The organism is Comamonas sp. A7-5 (assembly GCF_039581385.1).
Lineage (GTDB): Bacteria > Pseudomonadota > Gammaproteobacteria > Burkholderiales > Burkholderiaceae_C > Comamonas > Comamonas thiooxydans.
The window spans coordinates 17,720-42,697 of the sequence record NZ_JBCPWO010000020.1; the positions used below are offsets into that span (position 1 = coordinate 17,720).

General features: G+C 63.5%; 22 protein-coding genes. 12 read left to right on the forward strand and 10 right to left on the reverse strand.

Going from position 1 to position 24,978, the window contains the following annotated elements; translation table 11 throughout:
• Positions 1-5 precede the first annotated feature (5 nt).
• A complete protein-coding gene (locus AAIL67_RS22520) occupies positions 6-1,178 on the forward strand; it encodes an acyltransferase (protein WP_343485164.1) in 1,173 nt (390 codons plus the stop codon).
• A gap of 62 nt (positions 1,179-1,240) precedes the next feature.
• Here AAIL67_RS22520 and rnk read toward each other — a convergent pair whose 3' ends face one another.
• Positions 1,241-1,648, reverse strand: a complete 408-nt coding sequence (rnk, locus tag AAIL67_RS22525; RefSeq protein ID WP_003063629.1) for a nucleoside diphosphate kinase regulator — start codon at positions 1,646-1,648, stop codon at positions 1,241-1,243.
• Between the two features lie 354 nt (positions 1,649-2,002).
• On the opposite strand from rnk, the gene AAIL67_RS22530 reads away from it, so the two are divergent.
• Positions 2,003-3,160, forward strand: a complete 1,158-nt coding sequence (locus AAIL67_RS22530) for a PA0069 family radical SAM protein (RefSeq protein ID WP_051517687.1) — start codon at positions 2,003-2,005, stop codon at positions 3,158-3,160.
• A 119-nt stretch (positions 3,161-3,279) separates the two neighbouring features.
• Here AAIL67_RS22530 and AAIL67_RS22535 read toward each other — a convergent pair whose 3' ends face one another.
• Together AAIL67_RS22535 and AAIL67_RS22540 are read right to left on the reverse strand one after the other, a co-directional pair.
• A complete protein-coding gene (locus AAIL67_RS22535; protein ID WP_034380735.1) occupies positions 3,280-4,260 on the reverse strand; it encodes a tripartite tricarboxylate transporter substrate binding protein in 981 nt (326 codons plus the stop codon).
• Positions 4,261-4,412: 152 nt separating this feature from the next.
• Positions 4,413-5,345 (reverse strand): LysR substrate-binding domain-containing protein, encoded by a 933-nt coding sequence (locus AAIL67_RS22540; protein WP_034356896.1) that lies wholly within the window; start codon positions 5,343-5,345, stop codon positions 4,413-4,415.
• 169 nt (positions 5,346-5,514) lie between these two features.
• Between AAIL67_RS22540 and phnD the strand changes: the two genes are divergently transcribed.
• The 5 genes from phnD to phnX all read left to right on the forward strand — a co-directional run bounded on the left by phnD (position 5,515) and on the right by phnX (position 10,197).
• Entirely contained in the window at positions 5,515-6,390 is an 876-nt protein-coding gene (gene phnD, locus AAIL67_RS22545; protein WP_034376630.1) for a phosphonate ABC transporter substrate-binding protein, read from the forward strand.
• On the forward strand, positions 6,387-7,232 hold the full coding sequence (gene phnC / locus AAIL67_RS22550; protein WP_343485165.1) for a phosphonate ABC transporter ATP-binding protein: 846 nt from the start codon (positions 6,387-6,389) through the stop codon (positions 7,230-7,232). The genes phnD and phnC overlap by 4 nt, the downstream gene beginning before the upstream one ends.
• Entirely contained in the window at positions 7,229-8,065 is an 837-nt protein-coding gene (phnE, locus tag AAIL67_RS22555) for a phosphonate ABC transporter, permease protein PhnE (protein ID WP_034380733.1), read from the forward strand. Before phnC ends, phnE begins: the two co-directional genes overlap by 4 nt.
• A 119-nt stretch (positions 8,066-8,184) precedes the next feature.
• A complete protein-coding gene (gene psrA / locus AAIL67_RS22560; protein ID WP_034380729.1) occupies positions 8,185-9,273 on the forward strand; it encodes an iron-containing alcohol dehydrogenase PsrA in 1,089 nt (362 codons plus the stop codon).
• Between the two features lie 60 nt (positions 9,274-9,333).
• Positions 9,334-10,197, forward strand: coding sequence for a phosphonoacetaldehyde hydrolase (gene phnX / locus AAIL67_RS22565; protein WP_343485166.1), 864 nt, complete (start codon positions 9,334-9,336; stop codon positions 10,195-10,197).
• 98 nt (positions 10,198-10,295) lie between these two features.
• Here the strand turns inward: phnX and AAIL67_RS22570 are convergent, their stop codons facing one another.
• Positions 10,296-10,814: a MarR family winged helix-turn-helix transcriptional regulator gene (locus AAIL67_RS22570; RefSeq protein ID WP_034392282.1), complete on the reverse strand. Its 519-nt coding sequence runs from the start codon at positions 10,812-10,814 to the stop codon at positions 10,296-10,298.
• Positions 10,815-10,950: 136 nt separating this feature from the next.
• On the opposite strand from AAIL67_RS22570, the gene AAIL67_RS22575 reads away from it, so the two are divergent.
• Together AAIL67_RS22575 and AAIL67_RS22580 are read left to right on the forward strand one after the other, a co-directional pair.
• Entirely contained in the window at positions 10,951-12,870 is a 1,920-nt protein-coding gene (locus AAIL67_RS22575) for an FAD-binding monooxygenase (protein ID WP_034380723.1), read from the forward strand.
• 144 nt (positions 12,871-13,014) lie between these two features.
• A complete protein-coding gene (locus AAIL67_RS22580) occupies positions 13,015-13,314 on the forward strand; it encodes a putative quinol monooxygenase (RefSeq protein WP_034356878.1) in 300 nt (99 codons plus the stop codon).
• 49 nt (positions 13,315-13,363) lie between these two features.
• Here AAIL67_RS22580 and AAIL67_RS22585 read toward each other — a convergent pair whose 3' ends face one another.
• A complete protein-coding gene (locus tag AAIL67_RS22585; protein WP_034356876.1) occupies positions 13,364-13,720 on the reverse strand; it encodes a cupin domain-containing protein in 357 nt (118 codons plus the stop codon).
• Between the two features lie 242 nt (positions 13,721-13,962).
• Between AAIL67_RS22585 and AAIL67_RS22590 the strand changes: the two genes are divergently transcribed.
• Positions 13,963-14,235, forward strand: a complete 273-nt coding sequence (locus tag AAIL67_RS22590; RefSeq protein ID WP_034356873.1) for a VF530 family protein — start codon at positions 13,963-13,965, stop codon at positions 14,233-14,235.
• A gap of 108 nt (positions 14,236-14,343) precedes the next feature.
• Here the strand turns inward: AAIL67_RS22590 and fghA are convergent, their stop codons facing one another.
• The 3 genes from fghA to AAIL67_RS22605 all read right to left on the reverse strand — a co-directional run bounded on the left by fghA (position 14,344) and on the right by AAIL67_RS22605 (position 17,817).
• Complete coding sequence (gene fghA, locus AAIL67_RS22595) at positions 14,344-15,195, reverse strand: S-formylglutathione hydrolase (RefSeq protein WP_256494312.1); 852 nt, start codon at positions 15,193-15,195, stop codon at positions 14,344-14,346.
• A 252-nt stretch (positions 15,196-15,447) separates the two neighbouring features.
• On the reverse strand, positions 15,448-16,569 hold the full coding sequence (locus AAIL67_RS22600) for an S-(hydroxymethyl)glutathione dehydrogenase/class III alcohol dehydrogenase (protein ID WP_034380711.1): 1,122 nt from the start codon (positions 16,567-16,569) through the stop codon (positions 15,448-15,450).
• Positions 16,570-16,998: 429 nt separating this feature from the next.
• Positions 16,999-17,817, reverse strand: coding sequence for a hypothetical protein (locus tag AAIL67_RS22605; protein WP_224648538.1), 819 nt, complete (start codon positions 17,815-17,817; stop codon positions 16,999-17,001).
• Positions 17,818-17,965: 148 nt separating this feature from the next.
• On the opposite strand from AAIL67_RS22605, the gene AAIL67_RS22610 reads away from it, so the two are divergent.
• Positions 17,966-18,988 carry a helix-turn-helix domain-containing protein gene (locus AAIL67_RS22610; RefSeq protein ID WP_057092816.1) on the forward strand — a complete coding sequence of 341 codons (1,023 nt, stop codon included), beginning with the start codon at positions 17,966-17,968 and terminating at the stop codon, positions 18,986-18,988.
• 48 nt (positions 18,989-19,036) lie between these two features.
• Here the strand turns inward: AAIL67_RS22610 and AAIL67_RS22615 are convergent, their stop codons facing one another.
• Entirely contained in the window at positions 19,037-19,504 is a 468-nt protein-coding gene (locus AAIL67_RS22615) for a helix-turn-helix transcriptional regulator (RefSeq protein ID WP_343485167.1), read from the reverse strand.
• A gap of 153 nt (positions 19,505-19,657) precedes the next feature.
• On the opposite strand from AAIL67_RS22615, the gene AAIL67_RS22620 reads away from it, so the two are divergent.
• On the forward strand, positions 19,658-20,167 hold the full coding sequence (locus AAIL67_RS22620) for a hypothetical protein (protein WP_003063591.1): 510 nt from the start codon (positions 19,658-19,660) through the stop codon (positions 20,165-20,167).
• An 8-nt stretch (positions 20,168-20,175) separates the two neighbouring features.
• Here the strand turns inward: AAIL67_RS22620 and AAIL67_RS22625 are convergent, their stop codons facing one another.
• Positions 20,176-24,960, reverse strand: coding sequence for a DUF3320 domain-containing protein (locus tag AAIL67_RS22625; protein WP_343485168.1), 4,785 nt, complete (start codon positions 24,958-24,960; stop codon positions 20,176-20,178).
• Positions 24,961-24,978: the final 18 nt, after the last annotated feature.

Genomic DNA, 24,978 nt, shown 5'->3' on the forward strand with positions numbered 1-24,978 from the left:
ATCTGATGGTTCAAAGTTCTATTTCCTCTCATTCCCGCAGTGCCCTGATCGACTGTACCAAGGGGCTGGCTTGTGCTGCCATCGTCTGGCATCACCTGGCTTTCTACGGCCCCATGTCCGATGTGGCTCACCCTGTCATGCCCGACCTGCTGGACTGGCTCTATGAGTACGCCCGTATGGCCGTGCAGATCTTTCTGGTGATCGGCGGTTTTCTGGCTGCAGCCAGCCTGGCTCCCATGGGTCTGGCGCAGTTTGATTCACCCTGGTCCAAGATCGGCAAGCGCTTTGTGCGTCTGGTCGTGCCTTATGCCGTGGCACTGGTGGTGACGATTGTGGTGTCTGCGGCGATTCGTCCCTGGTTCGATCACGAGTCCGTGTCCGCCGACCCCGATCTATGGCAGCTCATGGCCCATGCTCTGCTGCTGCAGGGCATTGTGGGCGAGGAGTCACTGTCGGCTGGTGTTTGGTATGTGTCCATAGACTTTCAGCTGTTCGCCGCGACCGTGCTGTTGCTGGCCGGAGTGCGCTGGCTGCAACAATGGGCGCTGAAGCGCTTGGGTGCTACGGCCATGAAGCGCTGGTGGCCCTGGGCTGTGACTGGCATGCAGGGGCTGGTGGTTGTGGGGACGGCAGCTTCGTTGCTGAGCTTCAATCTTGATGCAGACCTGGATGTCTGGGCGATTTATTTCATGGGTGCCTATGGCATCGGCATGATGGCCTTCTGGGCGGTGGCAGCAGACAAGCGCCTGACGGCCTGGAGCTGGGGCATGCTGATTGCTGCTCTGATCATCGGCGCGCTGGTCTATGAGTGGCGCGACCGCATTTTTCTCGCCGGCGTGACGGCGGTGCTGCTCATCGTCTGCATGCGTACCGAGGCCATTGCCCGCTGGCAGGGTTTTGCGCCGCTGCGTCGCCTGGGAGAGATCTCCTACTCGGTGTTCCTGATTCACTTTTCGATCTGCCTGCTGGTCAATGCGGTGGTCAACCATTTCTGGCACGGTTCGGTCACTGCCGCGGTGGTGGGCATCCCGTTTGCCTTTGTGCTTTCACTGACTGCCGGCTACGCGCTGTATCAATTGGTGGAGCGCCATGTTTCGTCATGGAGTCAGGCCCTGCGCTGGCAGGCAGGCCTGATCGGCGCGGGTCTGCTGACCACCATGCTGGCCGGCTTGCGCTGAGTCTGATCCAGGCAACAAAAAAGCAGCTCCGGTGAGCTGCTTTTTTTGTTGGGTGAGCCGGTTCAGCGATGGAGCTCGCCCGCGCTTTCGGGCTGGAACTCGATGGCATCCACGCGCACGGTTACCTGACCGGTAGGGCTGGGCATCTTGAACTCATCGCCCACTGACAGGCCCAGCAGGGCGATGCCTACCGGCGCAAAGATGGAGACCTTGTCGGCGCTGCCATCCATATCCTTGGGGTAGACCAGTGTCAGCGTATTGGTCTTGGCGATCTCGAGAATGGTGAAGCGCACGGTGGAGTTCATCGTCACCACGTTGGCGGGTATTTCTGCGGGGTCGAGTACATCCGCGCGGTCCAGCTCCGCCTCCAGTGCATCACGGCCGGGGAACTGGCTGTTGTTCTTTTCCAGCAGCGATTCAATGCGATCCAGGTCCAAGGAGGACAGAGTGATATTGGGCTTGCGCTCCATGTAGTAACTCCCTTGCGAGATGGTGTGGTTGGCGCTTTGGCGTTGCGCAAACGGACAAAAGCCCGGGCAACGGTGTTGTCCGGGCCAAGGCATTCAGTGAAAGGCACCAACTTGGTGCATTGAAGGGATTGTCGGTGCTGAATCGCAAACTGCCAAGCCATCTCGCACTCACTGAGTGCGGATTGACTTTGAACTTGCTCTAGTTAATGGAGCGTGCTAAGCCTATAGAACAATGGGCGCAGTCATTTTCTATCCAGATCTGACTCAATCAACCCTCACCGTATTGACCGGGATGCAGCCATGGTCAGTGCTCATTTCTTGCAATGAATAACTGTATTTATGTACAGTTGTTTTATGAAGAAACTTTCCTCATCCTCTGGGCTGGAATCCATTCGGACCGATGTGCCGGTGCGGCTCATCAAGGGGCGAGGGGCTGCCAGCCAGATCACGCACCGGTTTGCACGGGAGCTGCGCCAGGGTTTCGATGATGGCTGGGGCAAGTCCGAACAGGATGAAGGAAGCGAAGAGGGTGAGGAGGTCAAGACCTGGTGCACCCATCTGGAGTGGGAGCGGGCCAAATCAGCCCTGAGCCGCCACGAATCGCCCGATCTGCCTTTTCATCTGGGGCTCAATCCCTATAGAGGATGTGAGCACGGATGCATCTATTGCTATGCCCGGCCCACGCATGGCTATCTGGGCTATTCGCCGGGTCTGGATTTCGAAACCCGGCTGATTGCCAAACAGAACCTGCCCGAGGTGCTGCGCGCCGAGTTATCCCGGTCCAGTCATGTGGCGGCCCCCATCATGCTCGGCTCGGTCACGGACTGCTACCAGCCTGTGGAGCGCGAAGTCGGGTTGACGCGCCGCGTGATAGAGGTTCTGGCACAGGCCAGGCATCCGTTTTCCATCGTCACCAAGGGCAGCGGCATCGAGCGCGACCTTGATTTGCTGGTGCCGCTGGCACAGCAGCATCTGGTGGCCGTTTATGTGACGCTGACCACCTTGCAGCCCGAGCTGGCCCGGCAGCTGGAACCACGCGCCGCTGCGCCGCATCGACGGCTGCGCATGATTCGGACCCTGAGCGAGGCAGGCATACCCGTAGGCGTCAGCCTGGCACCGCAGATTCCGTTCCTGAACGACGATATGGAGCAGGTGCTGGCTGCAGCCAGCGAGGCCGGTGCAAGACAGGCTTTTTATGCAGTACTGCGTCTACCGTGGGAAGTGGCTCCGCTGTTCAATGAATGGCTGACGCTGCACTATCCCGAGCGCGCCCAGCGCGTGATGGAGCGGGTGCGAGATCTGCATGGGATCAGCGAAGCGGGCAGAGCCGACGGCAAGGTCTACAACAGCAGGTTTGGCCAGCGCATGAAGGGAACGGGCGCCTGGGCCGATATGCTGGCGCAACGCTTTGCACTGGCCTGCCGCAAGCTTGGGCTGAATCGTGAGCGTGTGCAACTGGACTGCGATCAGTACCATCATTCCTTGCTGTCGCCGCAGCAAAGTCTTTTCTGATGTTTCGGCTCATTTCGTTGCGTGTCGACTCGGAACGGGTCGAGGCAGCGAGCTGCAGCTGCCCGGTTGCAAAAGGCCGGAATCTGGCGTGACACCGGCCTTTTGGGCACCTGAACTGTTTACTGAGCTTGGTAATCAATGGACTTGAGCAAGGCCTGCTGGCGCTGATAGGCCTTCTGCAGTTCGCTCATCAGCGCTTCCGGGGTCGCGTCGGTGCCCGACTCCATGCCCATGTCCCTGAGCCTGGCCTGGACCTGGGGCTGCTTGAAATACTGCAGCGCGATCTCTCTGACCCTGGCCTGCACATCGGCAGGGATATCCGGGCGCGACCAGACGCCGAACCAGCTTACCTCGGACAGTTGCGGGTAGCCCAGTTCCTTGAAGGTGGGCACATCGGGCAACTGCACCATGCGCGTAGGGTAGTTCACGGCCAGCGGCTTGACCTTGCCGGCCTTGATCAGCGGCAGGGCCGTGGTGAGCCCGTCCATCATCAGCGGCACATGGCCGCCCATCAGGTCACTGAGCGCCGGAGGGGAGCCCTTGTAGCCCAGGTGCTTCATCTTGATATTGAGCAACTGCCCCAGCAGCATGCCCGAGGTATGGCCGCGCATGCCCGTGGCATACGAGGCAAAGTCCAGTCCGTCGGACTGCTTTTTGCCGTAGTCGCCGAGTTGCTGCAGATTGCTGGCCGGGAAGTCCTTGTTGGCAATCAGCACCAGACCGTTGCGGCTGAGCTGGGCCAGAGGTTTCAGATCCTTGAAGGGCTGATAGCTGACCTTGTAGGCCAGCGGCGTCTCGCTGACGATGCCGCCCTGGATCAGCAAGAACGTGTGGGCGTCCTTGCCGTTGGCGAGCAGGTCGTTGACGGCCAGCACGCCGGCCGCGCCGGGCTTGGATTCGACAATCACCGGCTTGCCCAGCTGTTTTTGCATGCCGTCGGCCAGCAGGCGTGCCAGCGAGTCGGCATTGCCGCCGGCCGGGCCGCCGACCACCAGGCGTATGGGCTTGACGGGCCAGGGCGCTTGCTGCGCCATGGCCGCTGCACTCAGGCTCATGCCGGTTGCCAGAGCAACGGCCTTCCAGAGCATGGTTTGTTTCATCATTGTCTCCTCTGTTTTTTGACTGCCCGGCAGCTGGTTCCGCACACCGCCGTACTTGGCCGCCGCACCGTCCCGGCGAGAGTCCTGACCGAGGCGCCCGGACAGCACTGTCAAAAAATTCTCGGCGCAAGGGGGGCAGAGGGTTTGACGAATTACGCCAGCTTCTTGGCCGTTGGAGCGACCAAGGGTTTTGGAGCGGTCCGCAGTACGGGCAGATCAGGGGCCGTACTGCCTTCAATGGCCTTGAGGAAGGAGCGCACCAGCAGACTTTCGCTGCGCTCCCTCATGCAATAGACATAGGTGGTGGTGCTGGCCGGATCGCCGGCAATGCGCACCGGCCGAAAGCGCGGGTCGGCAATGAATTCGGCCTCGGACACGGCGCCGATGCCCAGGCCGCGCGCCACGGCCTCGCGTATGGCTTCGCGGCTGCCAATTTCGAGCTGGGTGCGGGGCTTCACGCCGGCTGCCTGCAGTGCTTTCTCGATGGCGGTGCGCGTGGTCGAGCCTTGCTCGCGCAGCAAGAGCGGCAGGCCATGTAGCTCGCCCAGCTCGACCTGTTCGCGCCTTGCCAGCGGGTGATCGACATGGGCAAACAGGATGATGGCGTGGCGCGCATATTCGCGCGCCAGCAGCTCGGGCCTGTCATAGAGACCGGCCAGCACCGCCACATCGGTGGTGTAGTTCTCCAGATCGTGCAGCACCTGCTGCGAGTTGCCCATGCGAATCGACAGCTTCATGCCGGGGTGGCGGGCGCTGTAGGCCGCCACCATCTCGATCACATGAAACGGCCCCACGGCGCCGATCTTGAGCTCGCCCTGGTTGAGCTGGCCCGAGTCGCGCAGAAAGAACTCGGTTTCGGCCTCCAGCGCGAGCAGCTTCTGTGCCAGCGTCATGAGCTTGTGGCCGGCGCCGGTGAGCGTCATGCGATAGCCCTGGCGATGGAAGAGCTCGATCTGGCTTTGCCGCTCCAGCGTGGCGATCTGGCTGGAAACCGTGGGCTGGCTCAGGCCCAAAGCGCGGGCGGCGGCGCTCAGGCTGCCTTGCTGGGCCACGGCGATAAAGGCTCGGTAGCGGGCGGTGCTCATGCAGGTTTAATCTCAAGGTTTTATCTATGGAAGCTGTCAAAACTGATTCTGAAACCTTCATATGACAGTCATATGTCGTCCCTACTATTTGCGTCAACGCACTGCAATGACGGTGCGATGGCGGAAGCCCAGCCGCACTCTACAGACGCACTTGCAAAGGATGAAATCCATGACGATGACCCGTAAAACCTGGCTCAAGGCAGCAGCCGCCAGCCTGACGCTTGCCGCCACCACCGGCGTCATGGCGCAGCAGCCCACCGAGCTGCGCGTGGGCCTGATCCCTTCCGAGGACGCCCAGGCCATGATGCGCGCCAGCCAGCAGGTCATGGACCAGCTGGCCGCCAAGACCGGCCTGAAGATCAAGCCCTTTGTGGCCAATGACTACAACGGCGTGATCGAGGCCATGCGCTCGGGCAAGATCGACGTGGCCTATTTCGGCCCCTTCTCCTATGTGCTGGCCAGCCAGCTGGCCAATGCCGAGGCCTTCGCCATTCCCGTGGCCAAGAAGTCGGGCAAGAGCTCGTACAACAGCATCATCATCAGCAAAAAGGACAAGGGCCTGGGCACCGTGCCCCAGCTGCAGGGCAAGACCTTTGCCTTTGTCGATCCCAGCTCGGCATCGGGCCATCTGTTTCCCAAGGCCGGCCTCAAGGGCGAGGGCATCGATACCGACAAGTATTTCTCCCGCGTGATCTTCTCGGGCTCGCATGACGCCAGCATCATGGCCGTGGCCAACGGCAAGGTGGACGCAGCGGCCGTGGCCGATCCCATCTTCCAGACAGCCGTCGCCAAGGGTCATGTGAAGGCCGAGGACTTCCAGGTCATCTGGCGCTCCAAGGACATCCCCGAGTCACCCATGGCCTGGCGCAAGAATCTGGACGAAGCCACCAAGAAGAAGGTGGCTGCAGCACTGGCCGAGATCAAGGGCCTGCCCTGGGGTGATCGTGGCGAGCTCAACGGTTTTGCGCCCACCAACGATCAGGCCTACGACGTGGTGCGCCAAACCGCCAAGGCGCTGAATCTGGACCTCGGGAAGATGAAATGATCAGCATCCGCAATCTGCGCAAAAGCTATGGCAGCAACCATGTGTTGCACGGCATCGACATGGATGTGAAGGCCGGCGAGTTCGTGGTCATGCTGGGCCTGTCGGGTGCGGGAAAGTCCACCTTGCTGCGCTGCATGAACGGGCTGAACCAGCCCGACAGCGGCCAGTTGCAGGTGGGCGGCATCGATCTGATGCGCAGGCACTCGCGCCGCGAGCTGGCCCGCCATGTGGCCATGGTCTTTCAGCACCACAACCTGGTGCAGCGCCTGTCGGTGCGCAAGAACGTGCTCACGGGGCGGCTGGGCCAGGTCGGCACGCTGGCTTCGGTGCTGCAGCTGTTCAGGCAAAGCGATATCGCACTGGCCGATGCCTGCCTGCAGCGCGTGGGCCTGGCCCACAAGGCCGATGAGCGCACCGAGGCGCTCTCGGGCGGGCAGATGCAGCGCGTGGGCATCGCCCGTGCCCTGGCGCAGCAGCCGAAGCTGATTCTGGCCGACGAGCCCGTGGCCAGCCTGGATCCCAAGACCGCGCGCAGCGTGCTGCAGTATCTGCGCGATGCCACGCGCGAGCTGGGCATTGCCGTGGTCTGCAATCTGCACCAGGTTGATTACGCCCGGGAGTTTGGCGATCGCATCGTCGGCCTGTCGCAAGGGCGCATGGTGTTTGACGGCGTACCGGCGATGTTGGACGAGGCTGCGCTCAACGCCATCTACAGCGGCGAGCCTCAGCCCGCCGGACATACCCCAGAGCAGGGCGCTGCGCTGCATCTCAGCAGCACCGCAGTCGGCAACTGGCTGCCCGGGGCGATGTCGCCAGCCACTGCCGCAGGAGGTCTGCAATGAACAGCCAGAGCTTGAAACAGACCGATCGTTGGCAATGGACGGCGGGGCGCCCCGAAAGCACTGGCGGCTGGCTGGGCTATGCCGCAATGGCCTTGGCCATCGGCTGGGTGCTGCACTGGAGTGCTGCAGGCGCGCAGATGAGCTGGAGCGAGCTGGCGGGCGGCATGCCGCAGATTGGCGACTTCCTCTCGCGCTCGGTGCCGCCCGACTGGAGCATGCTGCCGCGCCTGTGGGCACCGGCGCTGGAGACGATACAGATCGCCATCTGGGGGACTTTGCTCAGCGTGATTCTGGCGCTGCCGCTGTCCTTTGTCGCGGCCGGCAATCTGCACGGCGGGCACTGGCTGCGTCGCATCACGCGCCAGTTTCTCAATGTGATTCGCAGCATCAACGAGCTGATTCTGGCGCTGGTATTTGTCTCGGCCGTGGGCCTGGGCCCCTTCCCTGGCGTGCTGGCACTGGCCCTGCACGGCATGGGCATGCTGGCCAAGTTCTTTGCCGAAGCGATCGAGGAGATCGACGACGGCCCGCTGCAGGCCTTGCGCAGCGCCGGTTCCAGCCAGCTGCAGATCATCGCCTTTGGCGTGGTGCCCCAGGTCATCACCGCCTGGATCGCCGTGGTGCTCTACCGCTTCGAAGTCAATCTGCGCTCTGCCACCGTGCTGGGCATGGTCGGTGCGGGCGGTCTGGGCTTCGAGCTGGTCAGCAGCCTCAAGCTGTTCCGCTACCAGGAGACCGCGACCTGCATCATCGTCATCACGGTGATGGTGATTGCCGCCGACATGGCATCGAACTGGCTGCGCAGCCGCATACAGCAAGGCACTCGCCACTGATTCCGCTGCGGTACCGGTGTGCGCCGCAGTGCTTGAACCATCAAAAATATGAGCTATTAGCGCTTGGTACATAAGCGTCAAGGGCCGATTTCCCTCAAAAAACGTCAAAAGGCTTTCTCGTGTGGACCTATCACAACCCCGTGCATATCAGCGTGGGTCGCAACAGTCTCGATCAGCTGCCAGCCCTGCTGGCCGGGCGCAGCTGCCTGCTGGTCACTTTTCCCGAGGCCGAAAGTCTGGGCCTGGTGCAGCGCATGCGCCAGCTGCTGGGAGCGCAACTGCGAGGCGTGATCGACAGCATTGCCCCCAATCCCGATGTGCAGTGGCTGGCGCCGTTGTACGAGCAGGTGCAGCGTGACCATGCCGAGGTGCCCGTGATCGTGGCTCTGGGGGGCGGCAGCGCCATCGACTCGGCCAAGGCCTTGATCTGTCATACGCCCGGCGGCCGTTTTGCCGATCTGCTGGCGCTGCTCAAGCAGGGCGGCCAGTTGGGGGCGGGAGGGCATAAGGCCTTGATCGCCATCCCCACCACGGCCGGCACGGGCAGCGAAGTCACGCCCTGGGCCACGATCTGGGATCAGGCCGCCGGCCAGAAGTATTCGCTGCACCAGTCCTGCACCTGGCCCGAGGCCGCGGTCATCGATGCCGAGCTGATGACCAGCCTGCCGGCCGGCGCCACGCTGGCCTCGGGACTGGATGCGTTGTCGCATGCGCTGGAATCCATCTGGAATGTGAACCGCAACCCGGTCTCCATGGCGCTGTCCGTGCAGTCGGCGCGCCGCACCCTGGCCACGCTGCCCGCGCTGATGCAGGATCTGAATAACCCACAGCTGCGCAGCGAGATGGCCGAAGCCGCGCTGATGGCCGGCCTGGCTTTTTCCAACACCAAGACCGCGCTGGCGCATTCGCTGTCCTACGACATCACGCTGCAGCATGGCGTGCCGCACGGCCTGGCCTGCTCGTTCAGCCTGCCCCTGGTGCTGGAGATGGCGCTGGGCGCGGATGCGGTGGCCGATGCCGCCTTGCTCTCCATCTTCGATGCCAGCACGCCTGCTGTGGCCGTTGAGCGCCTGCGCTGCGTTCTGCAAGGGCTGGGCGTTGCCACCGATCCGGCCCACTATGGCGTGCAGCCAGACGCCTGGAGCGCCATGGTGCAAAAAGCCGCCAGCGGCCCGCGAGGTCGCAACTTCATTCGCTCTCTGAGCTGAGTCGCGCAAGGTCGACACCTTTGTGCTTTCCATTCTGTTGAAGTCACCACTGAAAAAATCATGAACTCCATCGCTCAAGCCGAAACCCTGGTCCTGTCCCAGCCCTGTGCCGACCTGTCACCGCTGCAAGCCGTCATCTTTGACTGGGCCGGCACGCTGGTGGACTTTGGTTCGCTCGCACCCACGCAAATCTTTGTCGAAGCCTTTGCCAGCTTCGGCATCAGCATCAGCCTGGCCCAGGCGCGCGGCCCCATGGGCCTGTCCAAATGGGACCATATCCACCAGTTGCTGCAGGATGAAAGCATTGCTGCGCAGTGGCAGACCGTTTTTGGCCGGACGCCGACCAACGAGGATGTGGATGCCATCTACGCGCGCTTCATGCCGCTGCAGATTGCCAAGGTGGGCGAGTTCTCGGCCCCCATAGCAGGCGCTGTGCAGACGCTGCAATGGCTGCGCGACCATGGTCTCAAGGTCGGCTCCTGCTCGGGCTACCCGCGCGAGGTGCTCAACCAGTTGCTGCCGCAGGCCGAGGGCGCAGGCCTCAAGCCCGACTATGTGGTGGCCGGCGACGAGCTCGAAGCCGGCGGCCGCCCCGGCCCCTTCATGGCACTGGCCAATGTGCTGGCCCTGGGCATTGGCGATGTGCGTGCCTGCGTGAAGGTGGACGACACCGTACCCGGCATCGAGGAAGGTCTGCGCGCAGGCATGTGGACCGTGGGCCTGAGCCTGTCGGGCAACGAGGTCGGCTATAGCGTGGAGGAGTTTGCCAGGGCGCCCGAGCAAGAGGTCGAGGCCCGTGTCGCCGTGGCCGAAGCCAAGCTCAAAAAGGCCGGAGCCCATTACGTGGTGCGCAGCGTGGCCGATCTGCCGGCCGTGCTGGCGCAGATCGCGGCCCAGATGCGTGCCGGAAAAATGCCGTTCTAGGACTCGGTTCTGGAGCTTGCAGACCCGGTCGCAAGCCCGGCCCTGAAAAGCCAAGCCCCAGGCCTGACGGCTCGGGGCTTTTTTTCTGCGGTTTGGGCTCAGCCTGCGGGCGTCTGCGCCTCGGGGTCGAGCTGCTCGTGATGCTCGATGACCTTGCGCATCAGCTGTGTGAAGAGCTCGCGTTCGGTCTCGCTCAGCGGGTCCAGCATCTGCTGCTGGGCTTGCAGCACGGAGGGGCCGGCGTCGGCAAGCAGGGCTTCGCCCTCGGGCGTCAGGGACAGCAGACGCACGCGGCGATCCTTGGCCGTGTGCTGGCGCAACAACAGACCACGTGCTTCCAGCCGGTCGATCACGCCGCCGATGGTGGATTTGTCAAAGCCCACTTCCATGCTCAGCGTGCGCTGGTCTATGCCCGGCAGATGCACCAGTTTTTGTAGCACGGCAAATTGCAGCGGCGTCACGCCCCAGGCTTCGGTGGCCTGGCTGAACACGGCCACGGCCACCTGTTGCAGGCGGCGTATGCCGTGGCCGGGAAAGGTTTCCACCTCCAGGCGTGGAAAGACAGGGTGGCTGCTGGCGCTGTCTGAGGCAACGTTTGGCAGTGCAGAGTTAATCATGGTTTTCCCTAGGTGGGGTTGGCATTTCAAGTTTCGAATAATACGATGCATGCATTTGGTATGCATACATACTATTTGTGTGCGGACTGATTGGGCAGACACTGGCGTCTGCGCACTTGAAGAACTTGAGGCCTCCATGCAGTTTCATTTGAACGGTTTTCGTCCTGGCAACCCCTTGATCGCTCCAGCTTCGCCGCTGGCCCCTGCCCATACCGAGACCGTGCCCTCGCAGGTCGATGTGCTGATCGTGGGCTGCGGCCCTGCCGGCTTGACGCTGGCCGCGCAGCTGGCGGCCTTCCCCGATATCCGCACCTGCATCGTGGAACAAAAGGAAGGCCCGATGGAGCTGGGCCAGGCCGACGGCATTGCCTGCCGCACCATGGAAATGTTCGAGGCCTTCGAGTTTGCCGACTCCATCCTCAAGGAGGCCTGCTGGATCAACGACGTCACCTTCTGGAAGCCCGATCCTGCCCAGCCTGGCCGGATCGCCCGCCATGGCCGCGTGCAGGATACGGAAGACGGTCTGTCCGAGTTTCCTCACGTCATCCTGAACCAGGCGCGCGTGCACGACCACTATCTGGAGCGCATGCGCAACTCGCCCAGCCGCCTGGAGCCGCACTACGCACGCCGCGTGCTCGATGTGAAGGTCGACCACGGCGCTGCCGACTATCCGGTCACCGTGACGCTGGAGCGCTGCGACGCGGCCCATGCCGGTCAGATCGAAACCGTGCAGGCCCGCTATGTGGTGGGCTGCGACGGCGCGCGCAGCAATGTGCGCCGGGCCATCGGCCGCCAGCTGGTCGGCGACTCGGCCAACCAGGCCTGGGGCGTGATGGATGTGCTGGCCGTGACGGACTTCCCCGATGTGCGTTACAAGGTGGCCATTCAGTCCGAGCAGGGCAATGTGCTCATCATCCCGCGCGAAGGCGGTCATCTGGTGCGCTTTTATGTGGAGATGGACAAGCTCGATGCCGACGAGCGCGTTGCCAGCCGCAACATCACGGTGGAGCAACTGATAGCAACTGCCCAGCGCGTGCTCCATCCCTACAAGCTTGACGTCAAGAATGTGCCCTGGTGGTCGGTGTACGAGATCGGCCAGCGCATCTGCGCCAAATATGATGATGTGACCGATGCCGTGGCCACACCGGACTCGCCCCTGCCGCACGTCTTCATCGCCGGCGATGCCTGCCACACCCACAGTCCCAAGGCCGGCCAGGGCATGAATTTCTCCATGCAGGACAGCTTCAACCTCGGCTGGAAGCTGGCCGCCGTGCTGCGCAAGCAATGTGCGCCCGAGCTGCTGCACACCTATTCGTCCGAGCGCCAGGTCGTGGCCCAGCAACTGATCGACTTCGACCGCGAATGGGCCAAGATGTTCAGCGACCCGGCCAAGGAAGGCGGTGAGGGCGGTGTGGATCCCAAGGAATTCCAGAAGTACTTCGAGCAGCACGGCCGCTTCACGGCCGGCGTGGGCACGCACTATGCGCCCTCGCTGCTGACCGGGCAGGCCACGCATCAGGCACTGGCCAGCGGCTTCACCGTGGGCATGCGCTTCCATTCCGCGCCGGTGGTGCGCGTCTCCGATGCCAAGCCCGTGCAGCTGGGTCACTGCGGCAAGGCCGATGGCCGCTGGCGCCTGTATGCGTTTGCAGGGCAGAACGACCTGGCGCAGCCCGAATCCGGCCTGCTGGCGCTGTGCCGCTTCCTGGAGAGCGATGCGGCATCGCCGCTGCGCCGCTTCACGCCGGCCGACCAGGATATCGACAGCATCTTCGATCTGCGTGCCATCTTCCCGCAGGCCTATACCGAGGTGGCGCTGGAGACGCTGCCTGCCTTGCTGCTGCCCCCCAAGGGCCAGCTGGGAATGATCGACTATGAAAAAGTGTTCAGCCCCGATCTGAAGAATGCCGGTCAGGACATCTTCGAGTTGCGAGGCATCGACCGCGAGCAGGGCGCTCTGGTGGTGGTGCGTCCCGACCAGTATGTGGCCCAGGTTCTGCCTCTGGGCGACCACGCTGCACTGAGCGCCTATTTCGAGTCTTTCATGCGGGCCTGAGAGCCCGTGACCTAAGGACTGCTGATCAGCATCAACACCTGGAAGGTGTTTCAGGGAGGGCATGGCCCTCCCTTTTTTGCGTCCGGGGCAGAGAGAGCGGGCGCTGCTTGCTACGATGTTTGCTTGTGCTCAAGAGGAGAAGACATGCTGTTGATCGTCGGTACCGTGCGTTTGCCATCCGAAAACCTGGCGCTTGCCCGGCCCGCCATGCGTGCCATGGTCGATGCATCCCGCGCCGAGCCCGGCTGTCTCGAGTACGGCTATGCCGAGGATGTGCTGGTGCCGGGGCTGATCCATGTGAAGGAGCTGTGGGTGGATCAGGCAGCGCTGGATGCACATTTCGCCTCCGCGCATATCCAGGCCTGGCGTGCCGCCTGGCCGACTCTGGGAATCGGGCAGCGGGATCTGCGGCTCTACGAGGTCCAGGCGTCACGCGCCACCTGAGCTGCGGCAGAGGCAGAGGCTTGCATGAAGATGCTTGGCGTGAGAGCGCCTAGTTTGAAGCCTGCTGCAGCCTGATGATGTCCACCGATATTTCCACTGCCGTCACGGCGCAACGGTTTTCAAGCCAGTGCGTGGTGTTCCTGTCTTCGGGCCAGCCCACGCCCGGGCCGTAGTCGGTGGCCACGCCATCTCTGTGGTCGGTGATGCAACCTTCGAGGATGTAGACCATGCCGGGTCGGTCCCTGTGGTCGTGAAGCGGGCCGAACACGCCACCCGGCGCCATGGTCACTAGGCGCATGCGAAGCTGGCGCCCCGACATGCCTTCGATCTCGGGGCCCAGGTCGAGCGTGGCCAGCATTTGCACGGCCACCCCCCTGGTCTGGGGGACTTGCTGTTGCTTGGACATTCTTTGCTCCTTCGCGCCTCGTCATGGCCGTTGAAGCGAACCTGTCTTCGCTCAGGCCGGTTGCCAAAAGTGTGATCTCTTGCTGGCGCACAGGAAAGCCAAACCCATGTCATTGGCGTGGCGCCCGGCTGCACAAGCAGGCCCGGACAGGCTGTCCCGGACAGGCTGTCCCGGACAGGCCGGGCAGAGCGGATCTTGTCCCCGGGGCTGTCTCTGCCGGGCGATTCCCCGACAATGCGCGAATGACTTCCCAAGAACAACCGCGCAACCCGCTGCATGGGCTGACGCTTGAGCGCATCGTTACCGATCTGGTTGATTACTACGGCTGGCGCGAGCTGGGACGCCGGGTGCCCGTGCGCTGCTTCAATCTGGATCCCAGCATCTCTTCGAGCCTGAAATTTCTGCGCAAGACGCCCTGGGCGCGCGAACAGGTGGAGCAGCTGTATGTACAGACCCAGCGTGCCGATGAGCGTGAGCAGCGGCGAGCGAGAAGAGCGGAGCGCTCCGAGGACTGATCCGGCGCCGGACCGCATCAAGAAGACACCGCCGTCAGGCGGCTTTTGCCCGTGTGGGGTGACAGCTATGGCTGGGTAGTCTCGGCCGCGCGAACCCGTTCCAAAGAATCAGGCGCCCAGTTGCTGCGCATGGTGGCGCAGATGGTCGTCGACAAAGCTCTGGATGAAATAGTAGCCATGGTCGTAGCCCGCATGCCGGCGCAGCGTGAGCGGCTGGTCGGCCTTGGCGCAGGCGGCTTCGAAGGCTTCGGGCAGCAATTGCTTTTCGATCAGGAACTTGTCGGCCAGGCCCTGGTCGATGAGGATGCCTGCGGGATAGGGGGCAGAGGCTTGCGCGCCCATCAGCTCGCTGGCGTCATGCCTGGCCCATTCGGCCTTGTCTTCGCCCAGATAGCCGCTGAAAGCCTTGTGGCCCCAGGGGCAGTTGAGCGGGTTGGCAATCGGTGCAAAGGCCGAGACCGACTTGAACCGGCCGGGGTGGCGCAGCGCCAGGGTCAGCGCGCCGTGGCCGCCCATGCTGTGGCCGAAGATGCCCAGACGCTGCAGGTCCACGGGCAGCTTGCTGCCGACCAGGGGCAGCAGGTCATTGAGGATGTAGCTCTCCATGCGCCAGTGCAGCGCCCAGGGCCGGGTGGTCGCATCCAGGTAAAAACCGGCGCCCACGCCAAAGTCCCAGCTGTCGGCCTCGCCCGCCAGACCCGCGCCGCGCGGGCTGGTATCGGGGCAGATCAGGGCGATATTGAGTTCGGAGGCCAGGCGCTGGGCGCCGGCCTTGATCATGAAGGTTTCCTCGGTACAGGTCAGGCCGGCCAGATAGAGCAGGGCCGGCACCTTCTCGCCCATCACGGCCTTGGGCGGCAGATAGACCGAGAACTTCATGGCGAGACCGATCTCGGAACTATGGTGTTCGTAATAGCGCTGGGCGCCGCCAAAGCAGGCATGGGCGTTCTTGAGTTCCATGGCAGTCACTCCTAAAAGAAAAGCTGCTTGCGCTCGTAAATCAAGCGTTTGCAGCTGTTTTATATCTAAATATGAATCAAAGCATGCGCAAGCAGCTATGAAATTCAAAGCACTGGGTGGTTCTTCAAAACTGGCGCGGCCCATCGATGAGACACCGAGGAAGCGCCGCCGCGCACCGAGGGTGTCGTCCCCCTTCCGCGAAGCGAGAAAGGGGGAAGGCGCGGGGCCGCCCAGGCGAAGCGCCTCAGGGGGTTACGAAGCGTCAGCGTAGTTCACCACCGAGCGGATCGACTTGCCTTCGTGCATCAGCTCGAAGGCTTCGTTGATCTTGGCCAGGCCCATGGTGTGGGTGACGAAGGGTTCGAGCTGAATCTTGCCGGCCATGGCGTCTTCCACCATGCCGGGCAGCTCGCTGCGGCCCTTGACGCCGCCAAAGGCCGTACCCAGCCACTTGCGGCCGGTCACCAGCTGGAAGGGGCGGGTCTTGATCTCCTGACCGGCACCGGCCACGCCGATGATGACCGACTGGCCCCAGCCGCGGTGGGCGCATTCCAGCGCTGCGCGCATCACGTCCACATTGCCGATGCATTCAAAGCTGTGGTCCACGCCCCAGCCCGTCATCTCGACGATCACTTGCTGGATGGGCTTGTCGAAGTCCTTGGGGTTCACGCAGTCGGTGGCGCCAAAGGTTCTGGCCAGGTCGAACTTGCCGGGGTTGGTGTCGACGGCGATGATGCGGCCGGCCTTGGCCAGCTTGGCGCCCTGGATCACGGCAAGGCCGATGCCGCCCAGGCCGAACACGGCCACGGTGTCGCCTTCCTGCACCTTGGCAGTGTTCTTGACCGCGCCCAGACCGGTGGTCACGCCGCAGCCCAAGAGGCAGACCTGCTCGGGGTTGGCATCAGGGTTGACCTTGGCCAGCGAGACGGCAGCAACCACGGTGTATTCGCTGAAGGTCGAGCAGCCCATGTAGTGATAGATGGGCTCGCCCTTGTAGCTGAAGCGCGTCGTGCCGTCGGGCATCACGCCCTTGCCCTGGGTGGCGCGCACGGCCACGCACAGATTGGTCTTGCCGCTCTTGCAGAACAGACATTCGCCGCATTCGGCGGTGTACAGCGGAATCACATGATCGCCGGGCTGGACGCTGGTCACGCCTTCGCCCACTTCCACCACGATGCCCGCGCCTTCGTGACCCAGCACGGCGGGGAAGATGCCTTCGGGGTCGTCACCGCTCAGGGTGAAGGCGTCGGTGTGACAGACGCCGGTATGGGTGATCTTGACCAGCACCTCGCCGGCCTTGGGCGGCGCGACGTCGATTTCGACGATTTGCAGGGGTTCTCCGGCTTTGAAGGCTACGGCGGCGCGGGATTTCATGGGCAGGTCTTTCTTGGAAGGCTGAGGATGCGGTGGCTGCCTGGGGCAGGGCCAAGGCCTGACTGGGCGCACCGGTTGTGAAGTGTGAATGTAGGCGATCCCGTCGCCCTATGGAAATTCGTGGCCGCAGATGGCGGCTCTTTGGCCGAATGTCACACGGTTCGCGGGATCGTCTTCCGTCGGCTGGCGATGCCATGAATCCTGATCGGCCGCTTTGCACTCCGGCTGAGGCCGCCATCTTAGGGACGGCATGGCCAGCGTCCATCCTGCCGCTGCAGGGCTCTTGAACATCATCAGCAACTTGACCGCGTTCTTGTTGGCGGTTCGGGCTGCATGCGTCGCAGCATTGATCGGGGAGGATCTGGTCGTTACATCCGAGTCGGATCATCGCGGGCAGCACAGAGTATTGGCGCGCCTAGCGTCTCCAGCTCAATCCTCATTCGGTATCAGCGTCCCCCATACCGGCAGGTGTGCGCCTGGTGGTGCCGGGCCGTCATAGGCCGGCTGCACCTCAATGGCGGGCTTTCCCTCCTGGCAATCGATGAAGCCCCATTGACTGGGACGGTAGCGCGCCTCGGGGCCGTCGGGGGCGCCGACCAGAAACTCGGCCTGAATGTCATAGTCGATCAAGGGTACATGCAGGCTGGCGATATCGCCCTTGCGGCATTCCAGATAGGAGCGCTTCGGGTCGACCACCCAGGCGCCATAACCCGGGTTGACGTCGGGATCGAAGTGGAACACCGGACCGAGGCGCTGGTCGCGGGCAAGCTCCAATGCGCCGTTGTCGATGGCGCTGACCCAGGCACCTGCGATTTGCACCGGTTGCGTAAAGCGCGCCGCACTCAGTCCTCGCAGGCCAAGCGGTCGCTGGCGCTCGCCGTTGTCAAAGGCGTCGTAGCGGTTGATCAAGGTGCCTTTGGGGAATAGCTGCTCGCCATAGCGGAAGTCCTCGGGCAGCACAAAGCGCTGTCGGCTTTCGCGATAGTGGGCCCGCAGCGTCACGGCCTCTTCAATCTGTACCAGCTTGCGCGCCAGCACCAGGCCCCAGAGATCGCCGGCCAGGGCCAATATCGCCACCACCACGACGGGCCAGTGCCAGAACGGCGGGCGCTCGGAGGCGGGCGTGTGCCTATGGCGCAGCCACCAGAACAGCCCGCGCAGCAGCAGCCACAGGCTCAGGCCGGCTGCCACCAGGGGGGCGAGCAGCAGCAACAGCATGGGCAGGGTAAAAAGAGGTCCGGGAATCATGGGTGGAAAAAGGGCAGAAGCCCCGGACTTTAGCAGTGGATGCGACTGCCTGCACTAGCTGCCGAGAGGGCTTGCGTATAGTCGAGGCTCGTGCGCTGCAAGTGCCTGCAGCGCTGGTTGTATATGCTTGAACTGCTCTGATTTTTGTATGGAACACCATCACGCTGGCGCCCACCGCGTCGATCTGGTTGTCTACCCCGGCTTCAAGGCGCTGGAGGCCATAGGCCCCATGTCCGTGTTTGACTATGCCAATGTGCATTTGCGGCACAAAGGCCTGCCTGACGGATATGTGGTGCGGGTGGTGGCGTCACAGGCCGGTCTGGTGCCTTCGGACACCTTGATGGGCTTGCAGGCCAGCCATACCCTGGCGCAGGTCGAGGCCGAGGGCACGGGGTGCACGGTGCTGCTGGTAGGCGCGCGCCATATCGAGCAGGTGCTGGCGGCTTCGCCAGAGCTGGTGGACTGGGTGGCGCGAGTGGCTCCCGGGGTCGGGCGCATGATCGCGCTGTGCAGCGGCAGTTTTTTTCTGGCAGCAGCCGGTTTGCTCAATGATCGCCGCGCGGCCACGCACTGGAGTGTGGCCGGGGCGCTTGCCCAGCGTTATCCGCGGGTGCAGGTGGATGCCGATGCGATCTATGTGTGCGACGAAATCAAGGACAGCGACGGCATGCGTCAGCTCTGGACTTCGGCCGGTGTCACTGCCGGCATTGATCTGGCGCTGGCGGTGGTGGAGCATGATTTCGGCCATGCGCTGGCACTGCAGGTGGCGCGCGATCTGGTCATGTATCTCAAACGCCCCGGCGGCCAGTCGCAGTTCAGCGTGTCCCTGGCCGCGCAGGCCACGCAGCACAGCGCAGTGCAGGCTGCCCAGCAGTGGGTGCTGGAGCATCTGGACCAACCCATGCCGCTGGCGCTGCTGGCGGACAAGGCGGCGATGAGCGAGCGCAACTTTCGTCGCGTCTTTCAGCAGGAGACCGGCTGCAGTCCCAGCAGCTTTGTGGAAAACGCTCGCCTGGAGCGGGCCAAGCAGCTGCTGGAGAATCTGGGCTCTGTGCCCCTCAAGACCGTGGCCGCGAAGGTCGGGTTGGGTTCGGAGCAGGCGCTGCGACATCTGTTCGTGCGCAAGCTGGGTATCACACCTGTCGCTTACCGGGAGCGGTTCGGAGACTGATGCGCTTGAGGCATTCGGTCGGAAGCAACCGGTTTTTCGGCAAGCCGATCAGAACAGAGGGCTCTTGAAGAAATCCAGAGCGGCCTTGGCTGCCGCAAAATTGCGCTCGATCTGCGCCTGTTGCTCATCGTGGTTCGCGGTCTCGACGGCAGGTTCGACGGCAGGTTCGGCGGCGGACTTCGCCCTCTTTGGCGCTGCAGTTTTTTTCCTGTCCAGGCAGGGGGCATCCGAGCGGGATGCGGGGGCCAGGGCTGGAGCCTTGGGGGCGAGCAGCCGGGTCAGATCCAGCTCGGGATTGAGCTGCCACAGGCAGGACACATAGGTCGCCATGGCCACGGCCGGGTCACCGCGCTCTATGCGTGCCATGGTGGGCTGGGAAATACCCAGCCGCTCTGCCCATTGCGTCTGTGTTTCGCCCCGACTCTTGCGCTGGGCCACGATGTGCTGGGCCAGCTGCGTTATCTGCAAAAGAATGGCGGGCGGAAACTCTGCGGGACTGGTGTTCTGGCGAGGCATATGCCAATGGTAGGCAGATTTGGGGAATGCTCAGGGCAAACAGGGCGCTCTTTGTATTGAGCCAGCAGTTTTCTTGACTGTCCTACGAAGCGGCCAGGTCAAGTCTGCAAGCATGGACGGCGATGGATCGTCAACACGGTCTTGGAGTTGCTCATGAAGTTTGTTCACTGGCTCTACACCCTGACCCATTCGCTGATTGCCCTGCTGTTCGGCCTGGCGGCGTTGTGCCTGATCTGGATGGCCGTCACCAAGGCCTGGGCCGTGATTGCTGCCGGCCTGGAGCCGGAGGCCACGCTGCATGTGGTGGAGGCGCTGGGCATTCTGGCCTCAGGCGTGGTGGCTCTGCAGATTTCCCAGACCGTGATTGAAGAAGAGGTGGTGCGCGATGCCCATATCAGCGGCCCGACAAGAGTGCGTCGCTTTCTCTCACGCTTTATGGTGGTGCTGGTGGTCGCCCTGGCCGTCGAGGGATTGGTTGCCACCTTCAAGGCCCAGGAGCAGCCCGAGAAGCTGCTGTATTCCGCCGCCTTGGTCATTGCCGTCGGCATGCTCATGGTCGGCTGGGGGGTGTTTGTTCACCTGAATCGTTCGGCGGAGGAACTGGAGCCCGAGGCCATGGAGGAGGCCAAGAGCGAGGACCGCAAGGTCAGCAACGACCACTGACTCAGGACTCAGGTCGGCAGTCGATACAGCGTCCCGTTGAATGCCACGGCGCCGCTGCCATGCAGCGCATCGAGCTGCGTCAGCACCAGCTCGCGTACCGGCGCGGTGACAGCGCTCAGGCCCAGCAGCCGGGCCACAGCAGCGGGCAGTTCCTCGCGCTGGCCGCCCAGGCTGCTCCTGAGGGCCAGGGCAATCGCTGCACGGATCTCGGCTGGCGGCAGGCAATCGATGCGGCGCAGATTGGCCGAGCCGACCTCTGCGCGATTGCGTACCCGCACCGCTCGTCCCGGCAGGTCGAGAAACTCCCCTTCTGCGGCCAGTGCCTCATCGGCCAGCAGCGATTGGCGTGCCTGCTCCAGCGCATCGCGCACGCGGCTGCCGGCGCGTTGCAGGCCCCAAAGCGTACGCATGCGGGTGACCAGTTCGTCGAAATGAATCGGTCCTTCCAGCTCCACTGCCTGGTGCATCAGCTGGGCCAGCTTTGCGGTGGATTGGTTGTGCAGTTCTCCGGCGGGAACGGCAAAGCGGGCTTCCTGATAGAGGCTGTCGTCAGGGCCGGTGGCCGATTCCGTCTCGGCGCTTTCGGCATCGGACCGTGCTGCGCGTTCTATGACTTCTGTGGCAGTCTGTGACTGATGGGTGGGCATTAGCGGCTGAACTGGTTCGGCCTGCTTGCGCTGCCTGGCAGCTTCGACGGCGGCCAGGACACGCTCGGTCTGGGCACGCGGCTGGCGGAACCAGTCGCAGCCCCAGATGCGCAGCAGCGTCCAGCCCTGGCTCTCCAGCACGGACTGGCGCAGGCGGTCACGGTCGCGCGCAGAGCGGCTGTGGTGATAGCTCATGCCGTCGCACTCAATGCCCAGCAGATAGCGCCCCGGCTGTTCTGGATCGACCACGGCCAGATCGATGAAGAAGCCCGCAATGCCGATCTGAGTCTGCACCTGCAGACCCTGGGCCGTCAGCGCTTCGTACACATCTTCTTCGAGCGGCGACTCCAGATCGCGTCCGCTGATGCCGGCCAGGGCCAACTGACCGGTGGCCGCGTATTGCAGGAATACCTTGAGCGCGGCCACGCCCTTGCCCTTGCCGCGTTCCAGGTCGATATCGTCGGCGGTGATGGATGAAAACACCTCACAGCGCTGCTTGGCGCGCGAGATCAGCACGTTCAGGCGGCGCTCGCCTCCATCGGCACTCACAGGGCCGAAGCGCATGGGCAGATAGCCCTGCGCGTTGCGCGCATAGGCCACCGAGATGAAGATCACATCGCGCTCGTCGCCCTGCACGTTTTCCAGGTTCTTGATGAAGAAGGGTTCGTTGGGATGGGCCACAAAAAAGGACTCTGCCTCGGGCTGCTGGCGACGCAGCAGTTCCAGCTCGTCCTGGATGGCGACTTTTTGCTGCAGCGAGAAAGCGGCCACGCCCAGGCTGAGCTGCGGCGACTGCTGGGCGTGTTGCATGATGGCGCGTGCAATGGTCTGGGCCTCGATGCGGTTGATGCGGCTGGCGCCGCTGTCAAAGCGGCCTTCGGGCAGATGGTGAAAGCGCAGCCCCATGCCCGAGCGGGCCGTGTAGGGGCTGGGCACGACGTAAAGGCTGCTGTTGTAGAACTGCTGGTTGGACACCGCAATCAGCGACTGGTGGCGGCTGCGGTAATGCCAGCGCAGCATGAGCTGGGGCATGCCCTTGGCTAGGCACAGGCTCAGAATGCTCTCCACATCGGCAGCTCCGGCGATGAGCTGGTCTTCGTCCTCGTCGTCGAACTCGTCCTGTTCGCTGGTCATGCGCGAGAAAAAACGCGTGGGCGGCAGCTGGCGGTCGTCGCCCACCACCACCAGCTGCTTGCAGCGGGCGATGGCGCCCAGCGCATCCACGGGCTCGATCTGGCTGGCTTCGTCAATCACCAGCAGATCGAACTCGACCGCACCAGGCTCCAGAAACTGGGCCACGGACAGGGGGCTCATCATGAACACGGGCTTGATGGCCTGGACGGCTTCGCCTGCGAGCTTGAACAGCTTGCGCAGCGGCATATGGCCGCGCTTGCGCGCAATTTCGCCATTGAGCACGCCAAGCGGGCCCATGCCGGATGCGCTGCGTGGCACCTGCTCGTAATGCGAGAGTGCCGACTGGGCGCGCGCGAGTTCGATGCGCTCCAGATCCAGCGCCCGGAACTGGCGCACCTTCTGGCTGTGCTGATCGCCGTTGAAAGCGACCAGCTCGGGGTGAGCCTGAGTGGCCTGACGCAGCAGCGCTTCGTAATAAGCGCGTTCGAGGATGGCGGGCAGGGCTCCTTGTGCAATGGATTCATTCTCGAGCTGCTGCACCAGGACGGCCATGCCGGCCGCACGCGCCTGCTCACGGGTGGCGTGGTACGAGGTCCAGTCCAGCAAGGCGTTGGGCTCGGCGACCCATTGCGCAAGGCGCTCGCCAAAGTCGGCCAGCGGGATGTGGGCCAGATCGGCAGCGCCAAAGGCTTCCTGTGTCTCGAGTCGGTAGCCGTCCAGCAAGCTTTGCGCAGCATCCTCGAATGCCTGCAGCGATGCACTGGACTGGGCGGCCAGGTCCGCACAATGTGCGGGCGATGGCAGCTGGGCATACAGCTGGCGAAAGGCGGCACTGCGGCCCTGTCCGTCGGGGCCGGCCATCCAGCCCAGCACGGCCTGCAGTTGCGCCCAGTCGCTTTGCTCGCCCTGCCACAGGCTGCCAAAGGCATCTGCCCCCAGGATCTGCTGCTGGCCCAGGTTCTGGCGCAGTTGCTGGGCTTCGATCAGGCTGTCGAGCAGGTTCAGACGCTCTGCCCGTGAACTCGGCAATGTCGTTTTCAACTGGCCCTTGAGGTTGGCAATCGCCGCGCGGTAGCCGCTGTTGAAAATGCGAAACAGCGAGTCGCCATGTGCTGCAATGCTCTGGCGTGGGGCATTCCAGTCCGCCGTCCAGGCGGATTCGGCAAAGCTGCCGCGCAGGCTCTGCGCTTGCCGGCTGAACTGGGCGCCGCATTCGACCAGCTTGTGCAGCTGGCCCAGGCCCTGATCCCAGATGCTGTTGGCGACGGCCTGCCGGTCTATGGACGGGGCACTGGCGAGCTGCTGCGCCAGCGTGATCTGCTCATGCAGAGACTGCAGAGTCTGTGCCGCCGGCGCGCTCAGGGATTGCGCCAGCAGCTCAGCATCCTGCTGCAACCGGGCCAGCATTGCTTGCAGCGTCGGCAGCTGCTGGGCGAAGCGTTGCGCATCCAGCTTGAGCAGCGCCGGATGGCATACGCCGCGCCACGGGTGCCCGGCCACCGGGCTCACCTTGGATGCCGCCTGGCGCAGTGCTTCGACAATCTGCTGGCGTGAATGAAAGTCCTCGGGTGACCAGTTCTGTGCGCCTTGCAGCAGATCGGGCAGATGCGCGATCTGCACCGTATCCAGCCGCGCCAGCCGCCCCAGGATCTGGTAGGGCGTGAGTGTGCAGGGCGCCAGCGCCTGATGCATGGTCTGGCTGTGCGCGTTGAGCTGCTGCTGCACGTTGCTCAGCTCATGGATGATTTGCTCGCGGTGCTCCACACGCGGCTTGCCCAGATCGCGCGTGGCCTTGAGTTCCTCCAGCACCTTGCGCTTGTTGGCATGGTGGCTGTGCAGTTCCAGACAGGCAGGCCCAAGGCCCACGGATTTGAGGCGGCGGTTGACCACCTCAAGCGCCGCCATCTTCTCTGAGATGAACAGCACTTTCTTGCCGTCGGCAATCGCCGCTGCAATCACGTTGGTGATGGTCTGGGACTTGCCCGTGCCCGGCGGGCCTTGAATGACCAGGTTCTCGCCGCGGCGCACGGCTTCGATGGCCAGTGACTGCGAGCTGTCCGCATCGACCACATGGCGCTGGCTGTCGACGGGGATCAGTTGGTCCACATTGGCGTCTTCGGGGAACAGATGTTCGCGTGCCTCGAAGCCGTCCTGCAGCGCGGCAGCAATCAGCGTCTGCTGGTCCAGCCGCTTTTCCGGCGGCCAGGTCGCAGTGTCCAGATCGCGGTACATCAGGAACTTGGCAAAGCTGAAGAAGCCCAGCGTCATGGCGTCGGGCAACACTTGCCAGCCGGGCTGGGCTGCAGCCATGGCGGCGACCGCGCCCAGATAGGCGCGAGGGTCGAAGTCGTCGCCGGCATTGAATTCGGGCAGCTCCAGGCCAAAGTCGGCCTTGAGCTTGGCCGCCAGCGACAGGTTCTCCGCCGCGTCTTCCTGCAACCAGGACAGGGTGAAGCGCTCGGCCGCGCTTTTGCGCTCCAGTGCCACGGGCAGCAGAATCAGCGGCGCAAAACGCGGCTTGTCGGGAGCATTGCGGTCGAACCATTGCAGCTGACCCAGCGCCAGAAACAAGATGTTGACGCCCTGTTCCTCGATGAAGGTGCGGGCATCGGAATACATGTCCAGCAGCCGGCGCTGCAGCTTCTCGCTGGACAGGCGCGTCTGCAATTTCAGGTCACGATGGCGCTGGGCCACACCGCGCGCATCGAGCTGTTCGTCGACGCTTTCTTCGGGCTGGGGCAGGGCGAGGGTAGCCTGTGTCTCTAGGGCCTCTGGAGGGTCTGCGGCCGCTTGCTCCTCCTCGGCCTTTGCCGGCGCAAAGCTCATGGCTTTGCTTTCGCCCGCCAGCAGGCGATAGACCTCGTCCGTGCGTTCATCCGCAAAATGCAGCACGCGTGCCGTGGCGGCCTGAGGCAGGCTCAGCAGCCGGTTGCGTGTGGAGAGGTCCAGCAGCGCCTGGCGGCTTTTTTCGAGCTGGCGGGTGATGAGGGCGGAATTCGAGTCTGCGTGCATGGGGCATCAAAAAGCACA